Here is a 17,203-nt window from a genome sequence, read left to right on the forward strand (position 1 = left end):
CAGAATAAAAACCATATCGGCGGCTTATCTGTTCGTGCCCTTGCACACCTTCTGGAGCACAGCGGAGGAAATACCGTCATGCCGGCATCACCCCTCGCCAAGCGGCCCGTCGAATCGGCGCTCGCCCTTCTGCTCGTCCTCCTGAGCGTGCTCGGCCTCTCCGGCCGCAGCGCCGAGGCCGCCGAGGCCAAGGCCCCCGCGCAGGCCGTCGCCCAGGCCGCTCCCGCCCGGGCCGCGATCGCGCCGACCGTCACCGCGCCGACCGTCGTCGCCGGTACGGACTGGGACCGCATCGCCGAGTGCGAGAGCAACGGCCGCTGGAACATCAACACCGGGAACGGCTACCACGGCGGACTGCAGTTCGCTCCCTCCACCTGGCGGGCCTACGGCGGCGGGCAGTACGCACCGCGCGCCGACCTCGCCACCCGGTCCGAGCAGATCGCGGTCGGTGAACGCGTCGCCCGCTCGCAGGGGCTCTCCGCCTGGCCGACCTGTGGACGCCTCGGTGCGAACGGCTCGTCCAGCTCCTCGTCGAACAGCTCAGGCAGCTCGAACGGCTCGAACAGCTCCGGTGGCTCGAACAGCTCGAACAGCTCGAACGGTTCCAGCGGATCCAGCGGTTCCGGCCAGGACACCACCCCGCAGGCCGCGCCCCAGCAGCAGTCCACCGGCGGCTCGTCGGGCAACGGCGGCGGCGCGACGCACTACTCCGAGGACCTCACCGACGAGGAGACCTATGTCGTCGAGTCCGGCGACACCCTCTCGGTGATCGCGGAGCGGGCCGATGTGCCCGGTGGCTGGCAGGCGCTGTACGAGATGAACAACGAGGTCCTGGACCGTGGACCGCACCTCATCTTCCCCGGTCAGCGACTCCGTCTGAACGCCTGACCCGTCCGGCCGGCAGCGCCGGGACGTCCTCGGGAAGCAGTCGGCGCAGCGCGTCGAGCCCGGGGGAGTCCAGCACGGAGAGCCTGCGGGCCTGGAGCGTGGTCATGACGTCGAGGATCTGTCGCGAGGTACGCGCGTTGCCGAAGGAAGCGTCACGCGGAAGCGCGTCCACATAGCTGTGAAGAGCCTTGAGCGTGTCGTCCGGGCAGTCGTAACCGGAGTCCGAGGCATGCCGGGCCATGATGCCGACCAGTTCGTCGGTGGTGTAGTTCTCGAATTCCACCGCACGCGAGAAGCGTGAGGCGAGTCCCGGGTTGGAGTCCAGGAAGCGCCGCATCTCGTGGGTGTAGCCGGCCGCGATGACGACGACGTCGTCACGGTGGTCCTCCATCAGCTTGAGCAGTGTCTCCACGGCTTCCCTGCCGAAGTCGGAGGTCGCCCCCTCGGGAGTGAGGGTGTAGGCCTCGTCGATGAACAGCACACCACCCAGGGCGCTTTCGAAGACTTCCTTGGTGAGCTGCGCGGTGTGGCCGACGTACCGGCCCACGAGGTCCGCGCGGGCCACCTCGACGAGCTGTCCCCGGGGCAGTACCCCCAGCGAGTGCAGGAGTCCGGCGTAGAGACGGGCGACGGTCGTCTTACCCGTACCGGGAGGACCGGAGAAGATCAGATGGTGGCTGACCTTGGGTGTCGGAAGTCCGGCGGCCTTGCGGCGGCGGGAGGACTCCAGGAGGGACACCAGGTCGTTGACCTCGCGTTTGACGGCGGCCAGACCGACCATCGCGTCGAGGCGGGAGAGGAGCTCGGCGGAGTCGGACGCGCCGTCGGCGGGTTCGGCGGGCGGAGCGACGTCCTCGGGCAGGAGCATCGAGAGGTCGCTCTCGGCGGGTTCGGCCATGCTGCTCAGCCGGAAGGCCTGGCGGTCGACCATCTCCTCGAAGACGCGCCGGGCGGCCCGGCCGTTGCCGAAGGAGGCGTCACGGGTCATGGACGTGTAGTGCGCGGCGAGGGCGTCGAGCGTGCGCGGGTCCAGCTCGTAGCGGTGGGTCTCGCACATGGACTCGGTGATCGTGACGAGTTCGGCGACCGAGTAGTTGGCGAATTCGACGGTACGGGTGAAGCGGGAGGCCAGACCGGGGTTGGACGTGAGGAAGGAGTCCATCTCGCCGGTGTAGCCGGCGGCGATGACCACGACGTCGTCGCGGTGGTCCTCCATGAGCTTGAGCAGGGTGTCCACGGCTTCCTTGCCGAAGTCGGCACCGGAGCCCTTGCCGTCGGAGAGCAGGGTGTACGCCTCGTCGATGAACAGGACGCCGCCGAGCGCCTCGTTGAAGGCCTCCGTCGTCTTGATGGCGGTGCCCCCGATGATCTGTGCGACCAGATCGGCCCGGGAGACCTCCACGAGATGACCCGAGCGCAGCACGCCGAGATCGGTCAGGATGCCACCGTAGAGCCGGGCGACCGTGGTCTTTCCGGTGCCGGGCGGGCCCGAGAAGACCAGGTGGCGGCTCATGGGCGGAGCGGGCATGCCGAGACGGGCGCGGCGCTGGGCGAGCTGGTTGAGATGGACGAGGGTGCGGACCTGGTGCTTCACGTCGGCGAGGCCGATCAGCGACTCCAGCTCCTCCAGAGGGCCCGCGGGTGGCGGGGGCGCGGTTCTGCGGCCGGTCGCGGTGCCGTCGTTCGCCGGGGCCGCCGCCGTGGCGCCCCAGGAGTCGGGCTGCGCGTTGTCGGCGCTGATCAGGTGCTCGACGGTCAGCCGGTCGCCCGCCGCGGTCTGGCGAAGGCCCGCGCCCCGGTTGTCGCGTACGGAGCTGTCGGTGACGGCGACCGGCTCACAGGTGTCGACGCGGATGCCGTCTCCCAGGCTCGCGTCGATCCGGCAGTCGTCGAGTGAGGCCCTGGCCCCCGCCGCCAGCAGGACGCCGTGGGCTCCGGAGCCGCCGAAGTGGACACGCCGCGCGATGAGTTCGCCGCCCTTCTCGACCAGGGCGCCGGACGCGGCGGACGCCCGTACGTCGCCGTCCCGCGCGGTGGCGATGCCCTGGGCGCCGACGAGGATGCCGGCGTCGCCGCTCTCGCCCACGGTGGTGTCGCCGATCTCCGGGTGGCCGCCGTCGGCGACCCGGATGCCCGCCCCGCCGGAGCCCTGGACCTCGCAGGACTCCAGCCGCCCCCGGCCGTCGTCCACGACCTCGATGCCGTGGCCGCCGGGCGTGGTGACCCTGGCGCGGCGCAGCAGGGGCTGGGCGCCGGAGCGGATCAGGATGCCCGTGCCCGCCGGGTCCATGACGTCCAGGCCGTCGAACTCCGCCACGGAGTCGTCCTCCAGGACGACGGCTGCCGAAGTGCCCTGGCCCGCGGCACAGTCGCGGACCGTGGTGGTGGTGAGCATCGGCGTACTCGATCCCCGTACGAGGACGGCGGGAGCGGCCGAGGCGTCGAAGTCGCAGCCCTCGAAGGTGCCCCGGGAGCGCTCGGTGACCGCGAGCCCGCCGCCCGCCGTGCGCAGGGTGCGGCAGTGGCGCAGTTCGGGGTCCGCGCCGGAGGCTAGGGCGATGCCGAGGCCCGTGGTGTCCAGGACGGTCACCTCGTCGAGGGAGGGGCGGGCGTCGCTGGTGAGGTAGACGCCGATGGCGGTGTCGTGCACGGCGGTGTTCCGGACGCGGGTGGAGCTGCTGCCTTCCAGGGCCAGGGCCGGTTTCTGCGCGCCGGAGATGTCGCAGTGCTCGACGACGCCCTGCGCCGAACCGTTGGCCAGGACGCCGTTTCCCCGGCTGTCGCGGATGCGGCAGCCGCGCACCGTCGTACGGGCCTCCTCGCTGAGGACGACACCCGAGGTGCCGAGGTTCTCCACGACGCAGTCGGCCAGGACGCTGCCCGTGGGGGACATGTCCACGATGCCCGCGCCCGCCGGGTTGGTGATCCGGCAGCCCCGCAGGGCGAGCGCACCTGTCTCCCTCGCCAGGACGGCGGTCCACCCCGACCCCAGGACCGTGCAGCCGTCCATGGAGAGCTGGCCGCGCGGGGCGTCGACGACGGGGAGGTCGTCGGCTCCGCCGCGCAGGGTGAGATCGGTGAGCATCACCGCGTCGGCGAGGAGGACGAGGGCGCTGCCCCGGCGGGGGCATATCTCCACGCTGCCCCGGTCCCCGTCGGCGACGAGTGTGACCCTGTTGCGTACTGTCAGGTTCTCGGCGTAGCGGCCGGGCGCGATCTGGATCACCGCTCCGGTGCGCGCGGCGGCCAGGGCCTCACCGATCGTCCGGAACGCGTTCGGCCGGTCCGGTGACACCGTGAGCAACTGCCGTGACACGCCCTGATCCTCCTCGTTTCGCCGCCGCGTCCGATCCTTCCCGACGCCGGGGGACGGGGCGGGAGGGCCCTGGTGTGCGCTGGGTGAAGCCTGGGGGAACGGCGGGTGTCCGCCGAGGTGTTGGAGGTGGCGGCCGTGTGCCGTACGCGTCGCCCATGCGTCATCTGGGGTGCCTAGCGTGTACGCCATGCGACGAGCCCGCTGCCCCCGTGCATCCGCAGGACCGGGAGCGGCGGCGGTCCTTGCCACGCTCACCGCCGTGCTGACAACGGCCCTCCCTACGCCGGCGGTTGCGGCGGACTCGGTCCAACTCCCCGTCGTGCGGGGCAGTCTTGCGCCAGGAGAGCCGTGCGTCGGCGCCTCCGGCAGGAAGGCCGAGGCGGAGCCCTGGTCGGCGGGGGCCCTGGGGCTCGGGAGGGCGTGGACCCTGGAGGAGGGCCACGGGGTGACCGTCGCCGTCGTGGACACCGGGGTGGGCGCGGAGGTTCCGGCGCTCGCCGGCCGGGTGCGCGCGCTGGGCGGGGCGGGCGAGGACTGCGTGGGGCACGGCAGTTTCGCCGCCGGGCTCATCGCCGGGGCGCGGATCGACGGGGTGGGGCCCGCGGGCGTCGCGCCCCGGGCGGCGATCCTGGCCGTACGCGGTACCGACGAGCGGGGTACGCCGACGCCGGGCCGGGTGGCGGCGGGCATCCGGGCCGCCGCCGACGAGGGCGCGGAGGTCGTCTACGTCGGGCAGGCGCTCGCCACCGGGAGGAAGGAACTGACCGAGGCCGTCGCGTACGCAGCCTCCCGCGATGCCCTGGTCGTCGCGCCCGTGGCGCCGGACGCGCTCGCCGAGGACCGCGACGAGCCGGGCGGTCTTGCCCCGGCGGCGCCCTGGTACTGGCCGGCGTCGGCCCCGGGGGTCGTCGCGGTGACCGACTTCGGCCCGGACGGCGGCCGGCCCGCGAACGCCCCCGGTGTGCGCGGCGCCGACCTCGCGGCGCCCGGTGACGCGGTGGTCGGCAACGGCCCGGAGGGGGCCGGGCACTACCTCGGCTCGGGTGCCTCGCTGGCCGCCGCCCAGGTGGCGGGGGCGGCGGCGCTCGTACGGGCGCAGCATCCCGGGATGACGGCGGCGGAGGCGGCCCGGCAGCTGACCGGGGCCGCGTATCCGGCGTCGCCGCCCAGGCTCGACCCGTACGCGGCGATGACGGCGGTGCTGACCGGGGACCCCGGAACGGTACCGGAGGCCGCCCGCGCGAGGATGCCCGCGCCGGAGCCCGAGGGGCCCCGGCACCGCGCGCTGCTCGTCGCCGGGATCTGCGGAGGCCTCGTCCTGCTGCTGGCGGGCGCGGCGGCGGTGCTGCCCCGGGGGCGGGCACGGGGGTGGCGTCCGGCGGGGGGTGCGTAGGGCCTGGCCTGGTGCGCCCGGCCCGTGCCCTACGCCCCGTCCGGCTGGTCCAGCAAGGCCGTCTGCATCTGTACCGTCCTGCGGCGCGCGATCCGGGTGGCCCGGCCCGGTGGGAGGTTGCGGCCCTTGACGTTGCCGAAGACGTAGCCCTCCGACGGCGGGCACGACAGCAGCAGGCCAGGGGTGTTGACCTCCTGGAGCCGGCGCATCAGATGGTCGCTGAGCCCTCGCCCGGCTCCGGCCGCCGAGCGGGCGACCACCAGGTGCAGCCCGACCTCCCAGCCGAGCGCCAGCTGGTCCAGGAGCGGGTCGAAGGGCGCGTTCATCGGGCCCGTACCGAGCATGTCGTAGTCGTCGACCAGCACGAACAGCCGCGGGCCCGTCCACCAGTCGCACAGCCGCATCCGGGCAGGCGCGATCTCCGGGCCCGGTACCCGGGTCTTCACCGCGCGCGCCGCGCCGTCCACGAGATCCTTGAGCGCGTCGATGGAGACGGCGTGGCCGAGCCGGTAGGCGTCGGGGACGGCTTCGACCAGCTCGCGGCGGTAGTCCACCACCATGATCCTGGCCTCGGCCGGGGTGTAGCGGTCCATGACGGCCCTGGCGGCCAGACGCAGCAGATTCGTCTTGCCGCTCTCGCTGTCGCCGACCACGATCATGTGCGGGCTTTCGCTGAAGTCGTGCCAGACGGTGGAGAGTTCCTCCTGCTCCAGGCCGAGCGCCATCCGGAAGTCCCCTTCGGCGGAGGGGAGTTCCGACGACGGGAGGGCGGTCGGCAGCATCCGTACCGGGGGTGCGGACGGGCCCTGCCAGGACTCCTGGAGGGCGGCGACGAGACCGGACACACCCTCGGTGAGGTCGTCGGAGCCCTCCACCCCGTCGATCCGGGGCAGCGCGGTCAGATAGTGCAGCTTGCCCTCGCGGGTCAGGCCGCGCCCCGGTGTGCGCGGCACCGTGGCGGCCTTGCGCATGTCGATCCCGGAGTCCATCGGGTCGCCCATCCGCAGCTCCAGATGGGTGGCCGCCTGGTCGCGCACGGCTGAGGAGAGCTCCACCCAGCGGGCGGTGGTGACGATCAGGTGGATGCCGTAGTTCAGCCCGCGTGCCGCGATGGCGTTGAAGGTGCTGATGTGGTGGTCGTAGTCCTGCCGCACGGTCGACCAGCCGTCGATGACCAGGAAGACGTCGCCGTGCCGCTCGCCGGGGAACTCACCGGCGGCGCGGCGGCGCCTGAACGTTGCCATGGAGTCGATGCCGTGCTCCAGGAAGAACCGCTCGCGGGCCGCCATCAGGGTGTTGACCTCGGCGATCGTCCGGCCGACGCGTTCGGTGTCGAGGCGGGCCGCGACGCCGCTCGTGTGCGGCAGCCCCGACAGTGACGCCAGGGTGCCGCCGCCGAAGTCCAGGCAGTAGAACTGCACCTCCTCCGGGGTGTGGGTGAGGGCCAGTGAGGCCAGGATCGTGCGGACCATGGTGCTCTTGCCGCTTTGCGGTCCACCGGCGACGGCCACGTGCCCGCCGGAACCGGCCAGGTCGATCTGGAGCAGGTCGCGGAGCTGGTCGAAGGGCCGGTCGATGATGCCGATGGGCACCCGCAGTGTGCCGCGCCCCTCCCAGCCCGCCGTCGTGAGGCCCAGCGCGCCGTCCGGTGTGAGGGGCGGCAGGATCTGGTCCAGCGTCGGGGGCAGGCCGAGCGGCGGCAGCCAGACCTGGTGCGCGGGCGGTCCCGCGCCCAGCAGCCGGTCCACGGCGACGGACAGCAGGGTCTCGCCGGTCTCGTCCGTCTCCGGTTCGGGATCGGGCACGGCGGGCAGATGCCGCGGCACCACGTAGGCCGTCGTCCAGGGCACGGTCTGGCTGGCGACCCTGGCCTGGTTCGCGCCTCCGGCGCGCTGCCGGTAGGGCCCGGACACATAGGCGGCGCGGAAGCGGGTCAGCGCCTCGACCCCCGACTTGAGATAGCCGCTGCCCGGCTGCGGGGGCAGCTGGTAGGCGTCGGGCACGCCGAGGACGCCGCGGCTCTCCATCGCGGAGAAGGTCCGCAGCCCGATGCGGTACGAGAGATGGCTCTCCAGTTGGTGCATACGTCCCTCGTCGAGGCGCTGCGAGGCCAGCAGCAGATGCACGCCGAGGCTGCGCCCGAGCCGGCCGATCATCACGAAGAGCTCCATGAAGTCACGGTGGGCGGAGAGGAGTTCGCTGAACTCGTCGACCACGACGAAGAGGCTGGGCAGCGGTGCGAGCGGGGTGCCCGCGGCGCGCGCCTTCTCGTAGTCCAGCGCCGACGCGTAGTTGCCCGCGCTGCGCAACAGCTCCTGGCGGCGGATCAGTTCGCCGTGCAGCGCGTCCTGCATGCGGGAGACCAGAGCGGCCTCGCCCGCGAGGTTGGTGATGACGGCCGAGGTGTGCGGCAGCTCGTCGAGTCCGAGGAAGGTGGCGCCGCCCTTGAAGTCGACCAGCACGAAGTTGAGCGCCTCGGAGGAGTTGGTGAGCGCCAGCGCGAGCACCAGCGTCCGCAGCAGCTCGCTCTTGCCCGAGCCGGTCGCCCCGATCAGCATCCCGTGCGGGCCCGAACCGCCCTGCGCGGACTCCTTGATGTCCAGCTCCACCGGGGTGCCGTCCGCCCCGACCGCGATGGGCACCCGCAGCCGGGCGGGCCCGGTGCTCCGCGTCCACAGGGCGGGCGGGTCGTGGCGGTGGAGGTCGCCGATGCCCAGCAGGGCGGTGAGCTCCACATTGGTCGCGAGCGGCTCGCCCGTGTCCGGGCCGGTGCCCATGCGGTACGGGGCGAGACGCCTGGCCAGCGCGGTGGCGCCGGTGGTACCGAAGCCGTCGGGGCGCCCGAGCAGCGTCGTCTGCTCCTTGCGGTCGCGGTCGGTCCGCACGAGCCCGAAGGTGTCCGCGGTGACGTCGAAGCGGAGGGTGACCCGGCCGGGGCGCCAGGTCAGCGCCCCCGAGAGGTCGAGGACGACGGTGTTGCGGAGCCCCGGGCCGTCCAGCCGGTGGCCCGAGGGCACGGTCCCGCCGTCCACGACGATCACGGTGAACGGCTCCTCGCGGCCGGGCGCCGCGTCCGGGTCGAACGGGGGGCGCTCCAGGAACTCCGCGCCGAGCAGGTCCTCCAGCTCGTTGAACGCGGCCCCGGACATCCGGGCGGGGCCCGCGCCGTCGCTCTCCTGGGGATGCATGTGGTGGGGGAGCCACTTGGCCCACTCCCAGTCCGGGCGCCGCTCGTCGGAGACGCACAGGGCCACCCAGACGTCGTCCGGCGCGTGGAAGGTGACGAGCTGGGCCACCATCGCGCGGGCCACGGACCGGATGTGCTCCTCGTCGCCCCGGAACAGCACCCGCGCCCAGGCCCGCAGATAGATGGCGATGGGCTGCTCGGGGACGGTGGCGTAGGCGCGGATGAAGCTGCGCAGGGCGTGCGCGGCGAGCGGCTCCAGGTCCTCCACCGGGCTCGTCGCCATCGGCGTCAGCCGCAGTCCGAGCTTCTGCTCCCCGACGGCGACCCGTACCTCGCCGAAGTCCTCGTCCTGCGGGCGGCGTTCCCACATCCGGGTCGAGCCCGCCAGTGACCACAGGGCGGCCGGCTCGGGGTGGCGCCAGGCCAGGGCGCGCTGCTGGTCGACGACGGCCGCCCTGACCTTGCGCCGGGTCTGGCCCAGATAGCGCAGGTAGTCGCGGCGCTCGCCCTTGAGCCGCTCCTTGCGCTCACTGCTCCTGCGCATGGCCTGGCCGACCATCATCGCCCCGGTCGACAGGACCATCAGGCCCAGCGCGAGATAGATGAAGCCCCCGCTGCCTTTGGTCATGCCGGGGCGCATGAACATCAGCATCATCGACACGGACATGAGCGCCATCGGGAGGTAGGTCCAGACGGCCGAGGAGTCCGGGACGACCTCGGGCAGCGTGGGCGGTTCCTGAAGGCTCAGCTCACCGTCGGGCATCTCCGGGCCACGCCGGCGGGCCGGCCGTCGGAACAGGACCACGCTCAAGGAGGGTCTCCATCGTTCTGTACGGAATCGTTGCGCACGGAGCGGTCACACAGGGGTTCGACGAAAGCATGGGCCGGGTCCCGTGAACGGACGGACAACGCTCAGGGGCGGCTCCGTGAACGCTTGCGGAGGGTCGGCCCCCGGCCCCCTCCGGGCTGCCGAGTCGTGCTTACGATCCGTCAGGCGTACCCCCGAACCTCCCTGGCGGCGACGCCTGTTCGGGTGCTACGGGCCCCGCGCCGTCCGGCCACCGCACCTCGGGAGAGAGGCCCCCATGACCGACACCCAGGTGGCCGGAGTGTGCCGCCTGACCGTCCGTGCTCCCGCCCGGATCATCGACCTGGCGGTGCCCGCCGACGTGCCCGTGGCCGACCTGCTGCCCGCGATCCTCGGATACGCCGGCGACGACCTCGCCGAGGAGGGCATCGAACACGGCGGCTGGGTCCTCCAGCGCCTCGGCGGCCCGCCGCTCGACGAGGAGCGCACCCTCGACTCCTACGACCTGCGCGACGGCGAGACCGTCCATCTCAGGCCGCGCACCGAGGCCCTGCCCGAGGTCCACCTCGACGATCTGGTGGACGGCATATCCACCACCATGAACGGCCGCCCCTACGGCTGGGGGCCCGCGGCGGGCCGGCGGCTGCTGTGCGGCCTGGCCGTGGCGGCCCTGCTGGCCGGGCTGGCCGTGCTGGCGCTCCCCGCGCGGGACACCGGGCTGCGCGCGCTGTGCGCCGCCCTCGCCGGGCTGCTGCTGCTCGCGGGCGCCGCGTCGGCGAGCCGGGCGGTGGGCGACGCGGGGGCCGCCGCCGCGCTGGGCTTCATGGTGGGGCCCTATCTGGCCCTGGCCGGCTGGCTGTTGACCGGCGGCGATCTCGGCGGCCCGCACCACGAGGCCGTACTCGGCCCCCGGCTGCTCGCCGCGTCGGCGGCCGGGGCGGGCGGAGCGGTGCTCGCCCTGGCGGTGGTGGCGGCGTTCGCCGCGCTGTTCCTGTGCGTGGCCGTGGTCGCGGCGTTCGGCGCGCTCGGCGGCGTACTGATGATCACCGCCGGTCTCTCGGCCGGTGAGTCGGCCTCGGTGTGTGTCCTGGCCGCCGTGGTGCTGGGGGCCTTCGTGCCGTCGCTGTCGTTCCGGATGTCCGGGCTGCGGATGCCGCCGCTGCCCACCAACGCCCAGCAGCTCCAGGAGGGCATCGAGCCCCACCCCACCGCCGTCGTCGCCGCCCGCACGGTCCTCGCCGACGGCTGGATGACCTCGCTGTACGGGGCCGTCGGGCTGGTCTGCGCCGCCTGTCTGGGGGTGCTCGTGCGCCGTGCGGGGCTGCCCGAGACCGTCCTGGTGTCGGTCCTGATCCTCCTCCTCGCGCTGCACGCGCGGGGGCTCGGCCATGTCTGGCAGCGGCTCTCGCTCGTGGTGCCCGCGGCCTGGGGCGCGCTGCTGCTCGCGATGGCCGGCGCCTGGTCGGCGACGCCGGGGGACCGGCTGCTGGTCACCGGCACCCTGCTCGCGGTCGCCGCGCTCGCCGCGATCCTCTCCTGGACCGTGCCCGGCAGGCGCCTGGTGCCGTACTGGGGACGGGCCGCGGAGCTGCTGCACTCGGCGACCGCGATCAGCCTGCTGCCGCTGACCCTGTGGGTGCTCGGGGTCTACGGCGACCTGCGCGCCCTCAACGCCTGAGCCCGGGGGAGCACCGTGCAGTCCAAACGCGATCAGGTCCAGGCCCACATGTTCGTCATGGGGCGCCTCACCTCCGGGATGCTCCGGGGAGATCCGGACGCCCCGGAGAGCCCTCAGGGACGGACCAACCGGGGCATCGCCCTGGGCATCGTCATCGCCGTGCTCCTGTCGGCGGGAGCCTTCGTGTTCGGGCTGCTCAAGCCCGGCACGACGGACTCCTGGAAGGAGGCGGGGACGCTGGTCGTCGACAAGGGCACCGGCTCCCGCTACCTCTACCTGGGCGGGCGGCTGCGCCCCGTGCGCAACTACGCCTCCGCGCGGCTGCTGGCGGGCGCGGAGATGAAGACCGCGCAGGTCGGGAGCGCCTCGCTGCGGAACACCCCGCACGGCACCCCGGTCGGCATCGCGGGCGCCCCCGACGTCCTGCCCGCCGCCGGTGACCTGGAGACCGGTGCGTGGCAGGTCTGTTCGGGGAGCACGACCGGCTCGGATGCCACCACGCTGGCCGTGGGGGCGGACGGCGCGGGGCAGGGCCTCGCCGCCGGGCAGGCCCTCCTGGTGCGCGGGCCCGACGGCGCCGACCATCTCGTGTGGCACGGCAGCAAGCTCAGGCTGGACCGCGAGCAGGGCGCGGCGGAGGCGCTCGGATACGCCTCCGCACCCCGGCTTCGGGTATCGGCGGCGTTCCTCAACGCCCTGCCCTCCGGGCCCGGTCTGGAGCCCCCCGAGGTCGAGGGCCGGGGTGGGAAGGGGCCGGAGCTCGGCGGCCGTGGGACCCGTATCGGCGAGGTCTTCCGGATCACCGTCCCCGGCGCGGCCGGCCGCTACCACCTGCTCACCGAGGACGGCCTCGCACCGCTCACGGCCACCGGCGCCGCCCTGGTCCTGGGCGACCCGGAGACCCGGAGCACGGTGTACGGCGGCCGGTCGGCCACCGCGTCCGACCTGGGGGCGGACGCCCTCGCGGAACACCGTGCGCCGGTCACCGCGGACGACGGGGGCCTCCCGGAGTCACCGCCCGAAGCGGTGTCCCTCAAGGACGGGCAGACGCTCTGCGCCCGGGTCCAGGCCGACGCGTCGGGGACCAGGGTGAGCGTGGTGCTCACCCCGCGCGGCGCGCTGGGACCCGCCGCACAGGCCCCCGCCGACGGGCTGACCCCGGCCTGTGTGCGGGTCGGCCGGATCACCGTACGGCCGGGCGGCGGTGCCCTGGTGCACGCACTCGGAGCGGGCGGCGGTGCGGTGGGCGGCACGGTCTACCTGGTGACCGACACCGGCATGAAGTACCGGGTGGGCAGCGAGAAGGCGGCCGAGGCGCTCGGCTACACCGTGGGCCGGGCCGAGGGCCTGCCCGCTCCGCTCCTCGCGATGCTCCCGACGGGACCGGACCTGACGCCCGAGTCGGCGGCGACGGGACGTGCCGTCACCACCGCGGCCCGGTGCGATCCGAAATGACGGGATACCGGAAATGGGCGGCGTACGGAAAGTGAATTCCCGGGGCGGCGGTCGCCAATGGAGAGCGACGGACCGAGGAATTCCCAGCAATTCATTGCTGCCTCAACTGCCCCTTGTTTACGTTTGTTTCGACGCGACGCCCTCAGCCGTCGCCATCACCAGGAGGTGCTGTCCATGGCGGGCATGCAGCAGTCGGAGGCACGCGCCACACAGAACGGTGTGACCGCGCTGGAGCAGGCGTTCACCGGTATCCAGCGCAGCCGGCAGGACGTCGAGAACATGAAGTTCAACCTCGCCTCGGGGCTCAAGGGCTCGGACGGCAAGGCGTACCAGGACCTGCTGAAGCAGTGGGACGACCAGGCGGAAATCATCTCCCGCAACGTCCGCGAGATGGTCGACACCCTCAACGAGACGCTCCGGACCCAGGGCATGACCCAGGGATCGGCCAACGAGTCCATCAACCAGGCGTACAGCCAGTCGCAGTCGGTCTTCGACGCGCTGAAGGGCTGACCCTCCCGAGTACCGCGACGCCCCCACCGCAATTCCGTAACGCCGCGAAACGAGGCCGGACATGAGTGATTTCAGCGACGGTTACATCTATGTCGACTACTCCCATATGCAGAATGCCGCCGACGACATGGTCCAGCAGACCAAGGCGATAGCGAGCATTCTCGTGAACCTGGACGCCGAGCTCCAGGAACTCAAGAACACCTGGGAGGGCGAGGACCGCCAGGTGTACACGCAGAAGCAGGTGGCCTGGAACCAGGCGGTCGACGCGATGAAGGGCCTGCTCGCCAGCCACTCGGCGCTGCTCACCGACGTCTCGGGCAACTACCAGTACAGCGAGAAGTCCCTGACCCAGCTGTGGGAGGGCGTCCGCGTCGGTCGCTGACCGGCTGGACGCGTCCCGACGGGCGGCTGCCCCCGGCGCGGCCGTGGCGGCCGCCCCCACGATCTGTTCCCACGGCACCAGGAGGTAACGGCATGGCGCAGGGTGCGCCCGTGAACCTGGACAAGGTCTGGCTGGAGAACTTCCTCCAGCGCGACGTCCAGGGGTTCTCGGAGGAGATACGCAAGATCCAGGGCGACGGGCCGACCGTACCCGCGCTCTCCAGTCTGCTGCCGGAGGGTGACCACCCGGACGGTGTGCTCGCCGGTGCCGTGCTCCCGCTGACGATCGGCGGAATGACGAAGGACGGCGTCACCAACGGGCAGCGCCTCAACAAGGCGGTGGTCGACATGATCAACGACGTCACCACGATCCTCGACGAGCAGAAGACCCTCTTCACGAGCATCGAGGACAGCCTGGAGACGACGATCGAGAAGCTGTTCAAGACGCAGGGGGAGAATCTGGAGAAGATCGACGGACAGAAACTCCTCGACATCTTCTCCGACGTCGACGACGTGCTCGGCGGAGGCAACGGCGAGGACGACTGATCATGGCCGACGAGAACGTGAAGCCGCTGACCTCGGCCAACGACTCCTGGCACCAGGCCGTCTGGCTCTTCACCGGATACAAGGCGCCCCTGCGTGACACCCTTTTCACCAGCCTGACCGGCAATGAGGGAATTCCGCAGATGAAGGTGGAGATCAGCCGGCAGAGTTCCGTGACGTACGTCGATGTCAACGACCTCGACTGGATGACGGAGAACTCCGGCTGGCGCATCGAGAACACGGACTTCGTGATCCCCTTCTACGCGACCGGTGAGGACGACGCCTCCACGGGCGACCAGGTCTCGATGTACAAGGCCCGCTTCACGCTCCTCGGCAACAAGAGCAACGACGGCCCTCCGGTCGGGGGCGTGGTGGAGGGCGGTGAGTTCAAGAGCCAGTACGACAACCACCTCGGTCTGTCGGGGGACAAGGCGACCTGGAGCACCCAGGACCTCACCCAGTACAGCTACGGCACCGGCAGGGCACTGGAAGCGCTGCTGTACAAGGACCAGGGGACGCACAGCTTCGCGTGGAACGGCCTGGACGTCCCGAACGACCAGGCCGTCACACTGTCCTCCTTCGACACCGCGGCGGCCTCCTTCGACCGGGCCGCGCAGTTCTTCGTGGACCGCGCGGCGGCCGTGCAGGAGTGGGAGAGCAGGCTCGGGACGGAGCAGAACGAGGCCTGGCGCGGGCAGGCGGCGGGCGTCTTCTGGAACCTCGTGCACACGCTGGGGAAGCAGTACGCCGGCTATGCGAAGGACATGCGGCCGGCCGGTACGACGGGGTCCCTCCAGGGCGCCGAGATACGCCAGGCGAAGACGGACTTCCGCAATGCGGTGGTCGAGCTGCACCGCCGGTGGATGGACTGGGAACTCTATATGGGGAACCCGCTGCGATGGCTCCACGATCTGCTCAAGGAGATCGCCGACCATGTGTGGCACAACAACATCAGGCAGATCACCTACAAGGTGAACAGCACGGGGGGAATGTATCCCTCGTACTACACGACGTATCACACGACCGGCACCTTCGATCAGGACGCGACCCGGCTCGGAAAGGCCGATGCATTCGGCCCGCTGAAGGAACTCTCGACGTGGAAGAAGGTCGGGGAAAGGGCCATCGAGAACTGGCAGGCGTCGGTGATCGAGAATCTGGTGAAGCCCGCCGACGACGCCATCGAGAAGGTGCACAGCAGCTGGAGCACCAAGAACTTCGACCTCGGCTCCATCCGGACGAGGGGCAGCGACGACCTCTCCTCCCTGTACGCCGATGACCAGGCGGCCAAGGAGAAGGCCGAGGCGGAGGCCGCCGCGGCCGAGGCCAAGCGCCAGCAGGAGGAGTTCATCCAGTGGCAGAAGGACCAGGCCGCCGCCGCGGCAGCCGCCGCCGCCGCGGCCAAGGCCGAACAGGAGGCCAAGGAGAAGGCGGCCAAGGCGGAGCAGGAAGCCAAGGAGAAGGCGGCCAAGGCCGAGCAGGAGGCCAAGGAGAAGGCCGCAGCGGAGGAGCAGGCGCGGCGGGACAGGGAGGCCGAGGAGAAGCAGGCCCAGCAGGAGGCGAAGCAGGAGGCCAAGGAGAAGGAACAGGAGGCCAAGCAGGAGGCCAAGGAGAAGGAGGCCCAGGCCGCGCAGGAGGTGGCGCGCAAGGAGCAGGAGGCCAAGGAGGCGGAGGCGAAGGCCCAGCAGGAGAAGCTCCAGGCCGAGCAGGAGGCCAAGCAGGCGGAGCAGGAAGCGAAGCAGGAGGCCAAGCAGGCCGAGCAGGAAGCGAAGCAGGAGGCGAAGGAGAAGGAGGCCGAGGCCGCGCAGGAGGCGGCGCGCAAGGAGCAGGAGAAGCAGCAGGCCGAGCAGGAGCAGCGGCAGCTGGCCCAGGAGAAGGAACGCGAGGAGGCCCAGGCGCAGGCCCAGGCGGCCTACGACGAGCAGCGGCAGCAGATACTGGGCGGGGGACCGCTCAACGGCGGTTCTCCGGAGGCCCGTTCGCTGGAGGAGGCGCTCAGCAGGATCGGCTCCGACCCCGGAGTGATCGGCAGCGGTTCGCTCAACGGCTCCCTCGGCAGCGACGATCTGGCGTCCCTGTCCCCCACGACGATCAGCGGCCCCGTCTACCAGGGCGACGGCCTTCCCGGCCCCGACGGCGCACTCACGCACCTGGACGCGGACGGCCGGGTCGTCACGGACTACCCCGACGGCAGCAGCACGGTCATCGACCCGGACACGCACACGGCGACGGTCACCCGCCCCGACGGCACCTCCCTGACCGGCCCCCTGAACACCGGCGACACCCTGCCGAACCCCGACGGGAGCCTGACCCACCTCGACTCCGAGGGGCGGATCGTCACCGAGTTCCCCGACGGCAGCACCTCGGTCCTGGACCCCGGCACCGGCTCCACGTCGTACACCCTGCCGGACGGCACGACCACCTCCGGCTATCTGAACGGCACACCCGGCGCCCCGCTCACCGGGGACGCCTCGTACGCGTACGGCTCCTCCGACTCTCCGTACGGCTCCTACGAGGAGGAGCTCTACGACGAGCTCCCCTACGCCTCGCCCTTCGACCGGGCGGCCTCGGCGGACGCGACCACCTCCACACCGATGATCGGCACGCCGCTGAACACCGGGACGCTCCCCGGTTCGTCGCTGAGCGACAGCGGCCAGAGCGGCCAGAGCGGCCAGCCGACGGGCATGCCCATGGGAGGCATGCCGATGGGCGGGATGCCCATGGGCGGCCAGGGCGGCGGGCAGGGCCAGGGGACGAACGAGCGCATCCGCAGCGTGATCGACGGCGGCCAGGTCGTCAGCAACCGCAGACCCAGGGGCGGTACGGGCACGACGGCGGCCGGGAGAGCACCCGACGAGGCCCCCATCGCCCTGCCCAGGAACGCCACGACCACCAGCGGCATGCCCTTCGTGCCGCCCGCCGGCGGCGGCGCTCCGGCCCGGCCGCAGACGGAGAGCGGCGACCGCGCGAGAGACGCCTGGATCCAGGAGGAGGAAGACGTCTGGGGCACGGACGAGGGAGGCGCGCCCGCCGTGATCGGCCGATGA

General features: G+C 72.1%; 10 protein-coding genes. 8 read left to right on the top strand and 2 right to left on the bottom strand.

The window, feature by feature from the left end:
- Positions 1-78 precede the first annotated feature (78 nt).
- Positions 79-888, top strand: a complete 810-nt coding sequence (locus ACWCQM_RS07885; RefSeq protein WP_450914420.1) for a LysM peptidoglycan-binding domain-containing protein — start codon at positions 79-81, stop codon at positions 886-888.
- On the opposite strand, the gene ACWCQM_RS07890 is transcribed toward ACWCQM_RS07885, so the two are convergent.
- Positions 851-4,204 (bottom strand): right-handed parallel beta-helix repeat-containing protein, encoded by a 3,354-nt coding sequence (locus ACWCQM_RS07890; protein WP_450914421.1) that lies wholly within the window; start codon positions 4,202-4,204, stop codon positions 851-853. The two genes, ACWCQM_RS07885 and ACWCQM_RS07890, sit on opposite strands and share 38 nt — an antisense overlap.
- 187 nt (positions 4,205-4,391) lie before the next feature.
- On the opposite strand from ACWCQM_RS07890, the gene ACWCQM_RS07895 reads away from it, so the two are divergent.
- Complete coding sequence (locus ACWCQM_RS07895) at positions 4,392-5,597, top strand: S8 family serine peptidase (protein ID WP_450914422.1); 1,206 nt, start codon at positions 4,392-4,394, stop codon at positions 5,595-5,597.
- 29 nt (positions 5,598-5,626) lie between these two features.
- On the opposite strand, the gene eccCa is transcribed toward ACWCQM_RS07895, so the two are convergent.
- Entirely contained in the window at positions 5,627-9,589 is a 3,963-nt protein-coding gene (gene eccCa / locus ACWCQM_RS07900; protein WP_450914497.1) for a type VII secretion protein EccCa, read from the bottom strand.
- A gap of 280 nt (positions 9,590-9,869) precedes the next feature.
- Between eccCa and eccD the strand changes: the two genes are divergently transcribed.
- From eccD to ACWCQM_RS07930, 6 genes are all read left to right on the top strand, one after another.
- A complete protein-coding gene (gene eccD, locus ACWCQM_RS07905) occupies positions 9,870-11,270 on the top strand; it encodes a type VII secretion integral membrane protein EccD (RefSeq protein WP_450914423.1) in 1,401 nt (466 codons plus the stop codon).
- Positions 11,271-11,285: 15 nt separating this feature from the next.
- Positions 11,286-12,725, top strand: a complete 1,440-nt coding sequence (eccB, locus tag ACWCQM_RS07910; protein ID WP_450914424.1) for a type VII secretion protein EccB — start codon at positions 11,286-11,288, stop codon at positions 12,723-12,725.
- A 174-nt stretch (positions 12,726-12,899) separates the two neighbouring features.
- Positions 12,900-13,235, top strand: a complete 336-nt coding sequence (locus ACWCQM_RS07915; protein WP_198959793.1) for a hypothetical protein — start codon at positions 12,900-12,902, stop codon at positions 13,233-13,235.
- A 61-nt stretch (positions 13,236-13,296) separates the two neighbouring features.
- Complete coding sequence (locus ACWCQM_RS07920; protein WP_450914425.1) at positions 13,297-13,617, top strand: WXG100 family type VII secretion target; 321 nt, start codon at positions 13,297-13,299, stop codon at positions 13,615-13,617.
- A 92-nt stretch (positions 13,618-13,709) separates the two neighbouring features.
- The gene (locus ACWCQM_RS07925; RefSeq protein WP_450914426.1) at positions 13,710-14,162 is read left to right on the top strand and encodes a type VII secretion system-associated protein; all 453 of its coding nucleotides are present in this window, start codon (positions 13,710-13,712) and stop codon (positions 14,160-14,162) included.
- A 2-nt stretch (positions 14,163-14,164) separates the two neighbouring features.
- Positions 14,165-17,203 (top strand): AAWKG family protein, encoded by a 3,039-nt coding sequence (locus tag ACWCQM_RS07930; RefSeq protein WP_450914427.1) that lies wholly within the window; start codon positions 14,165-14,167, stop codon positions 17,201-17,203.

It is taken from the genome of Streptomyces sp. NPDC002125, assembly GCF_053593715.1.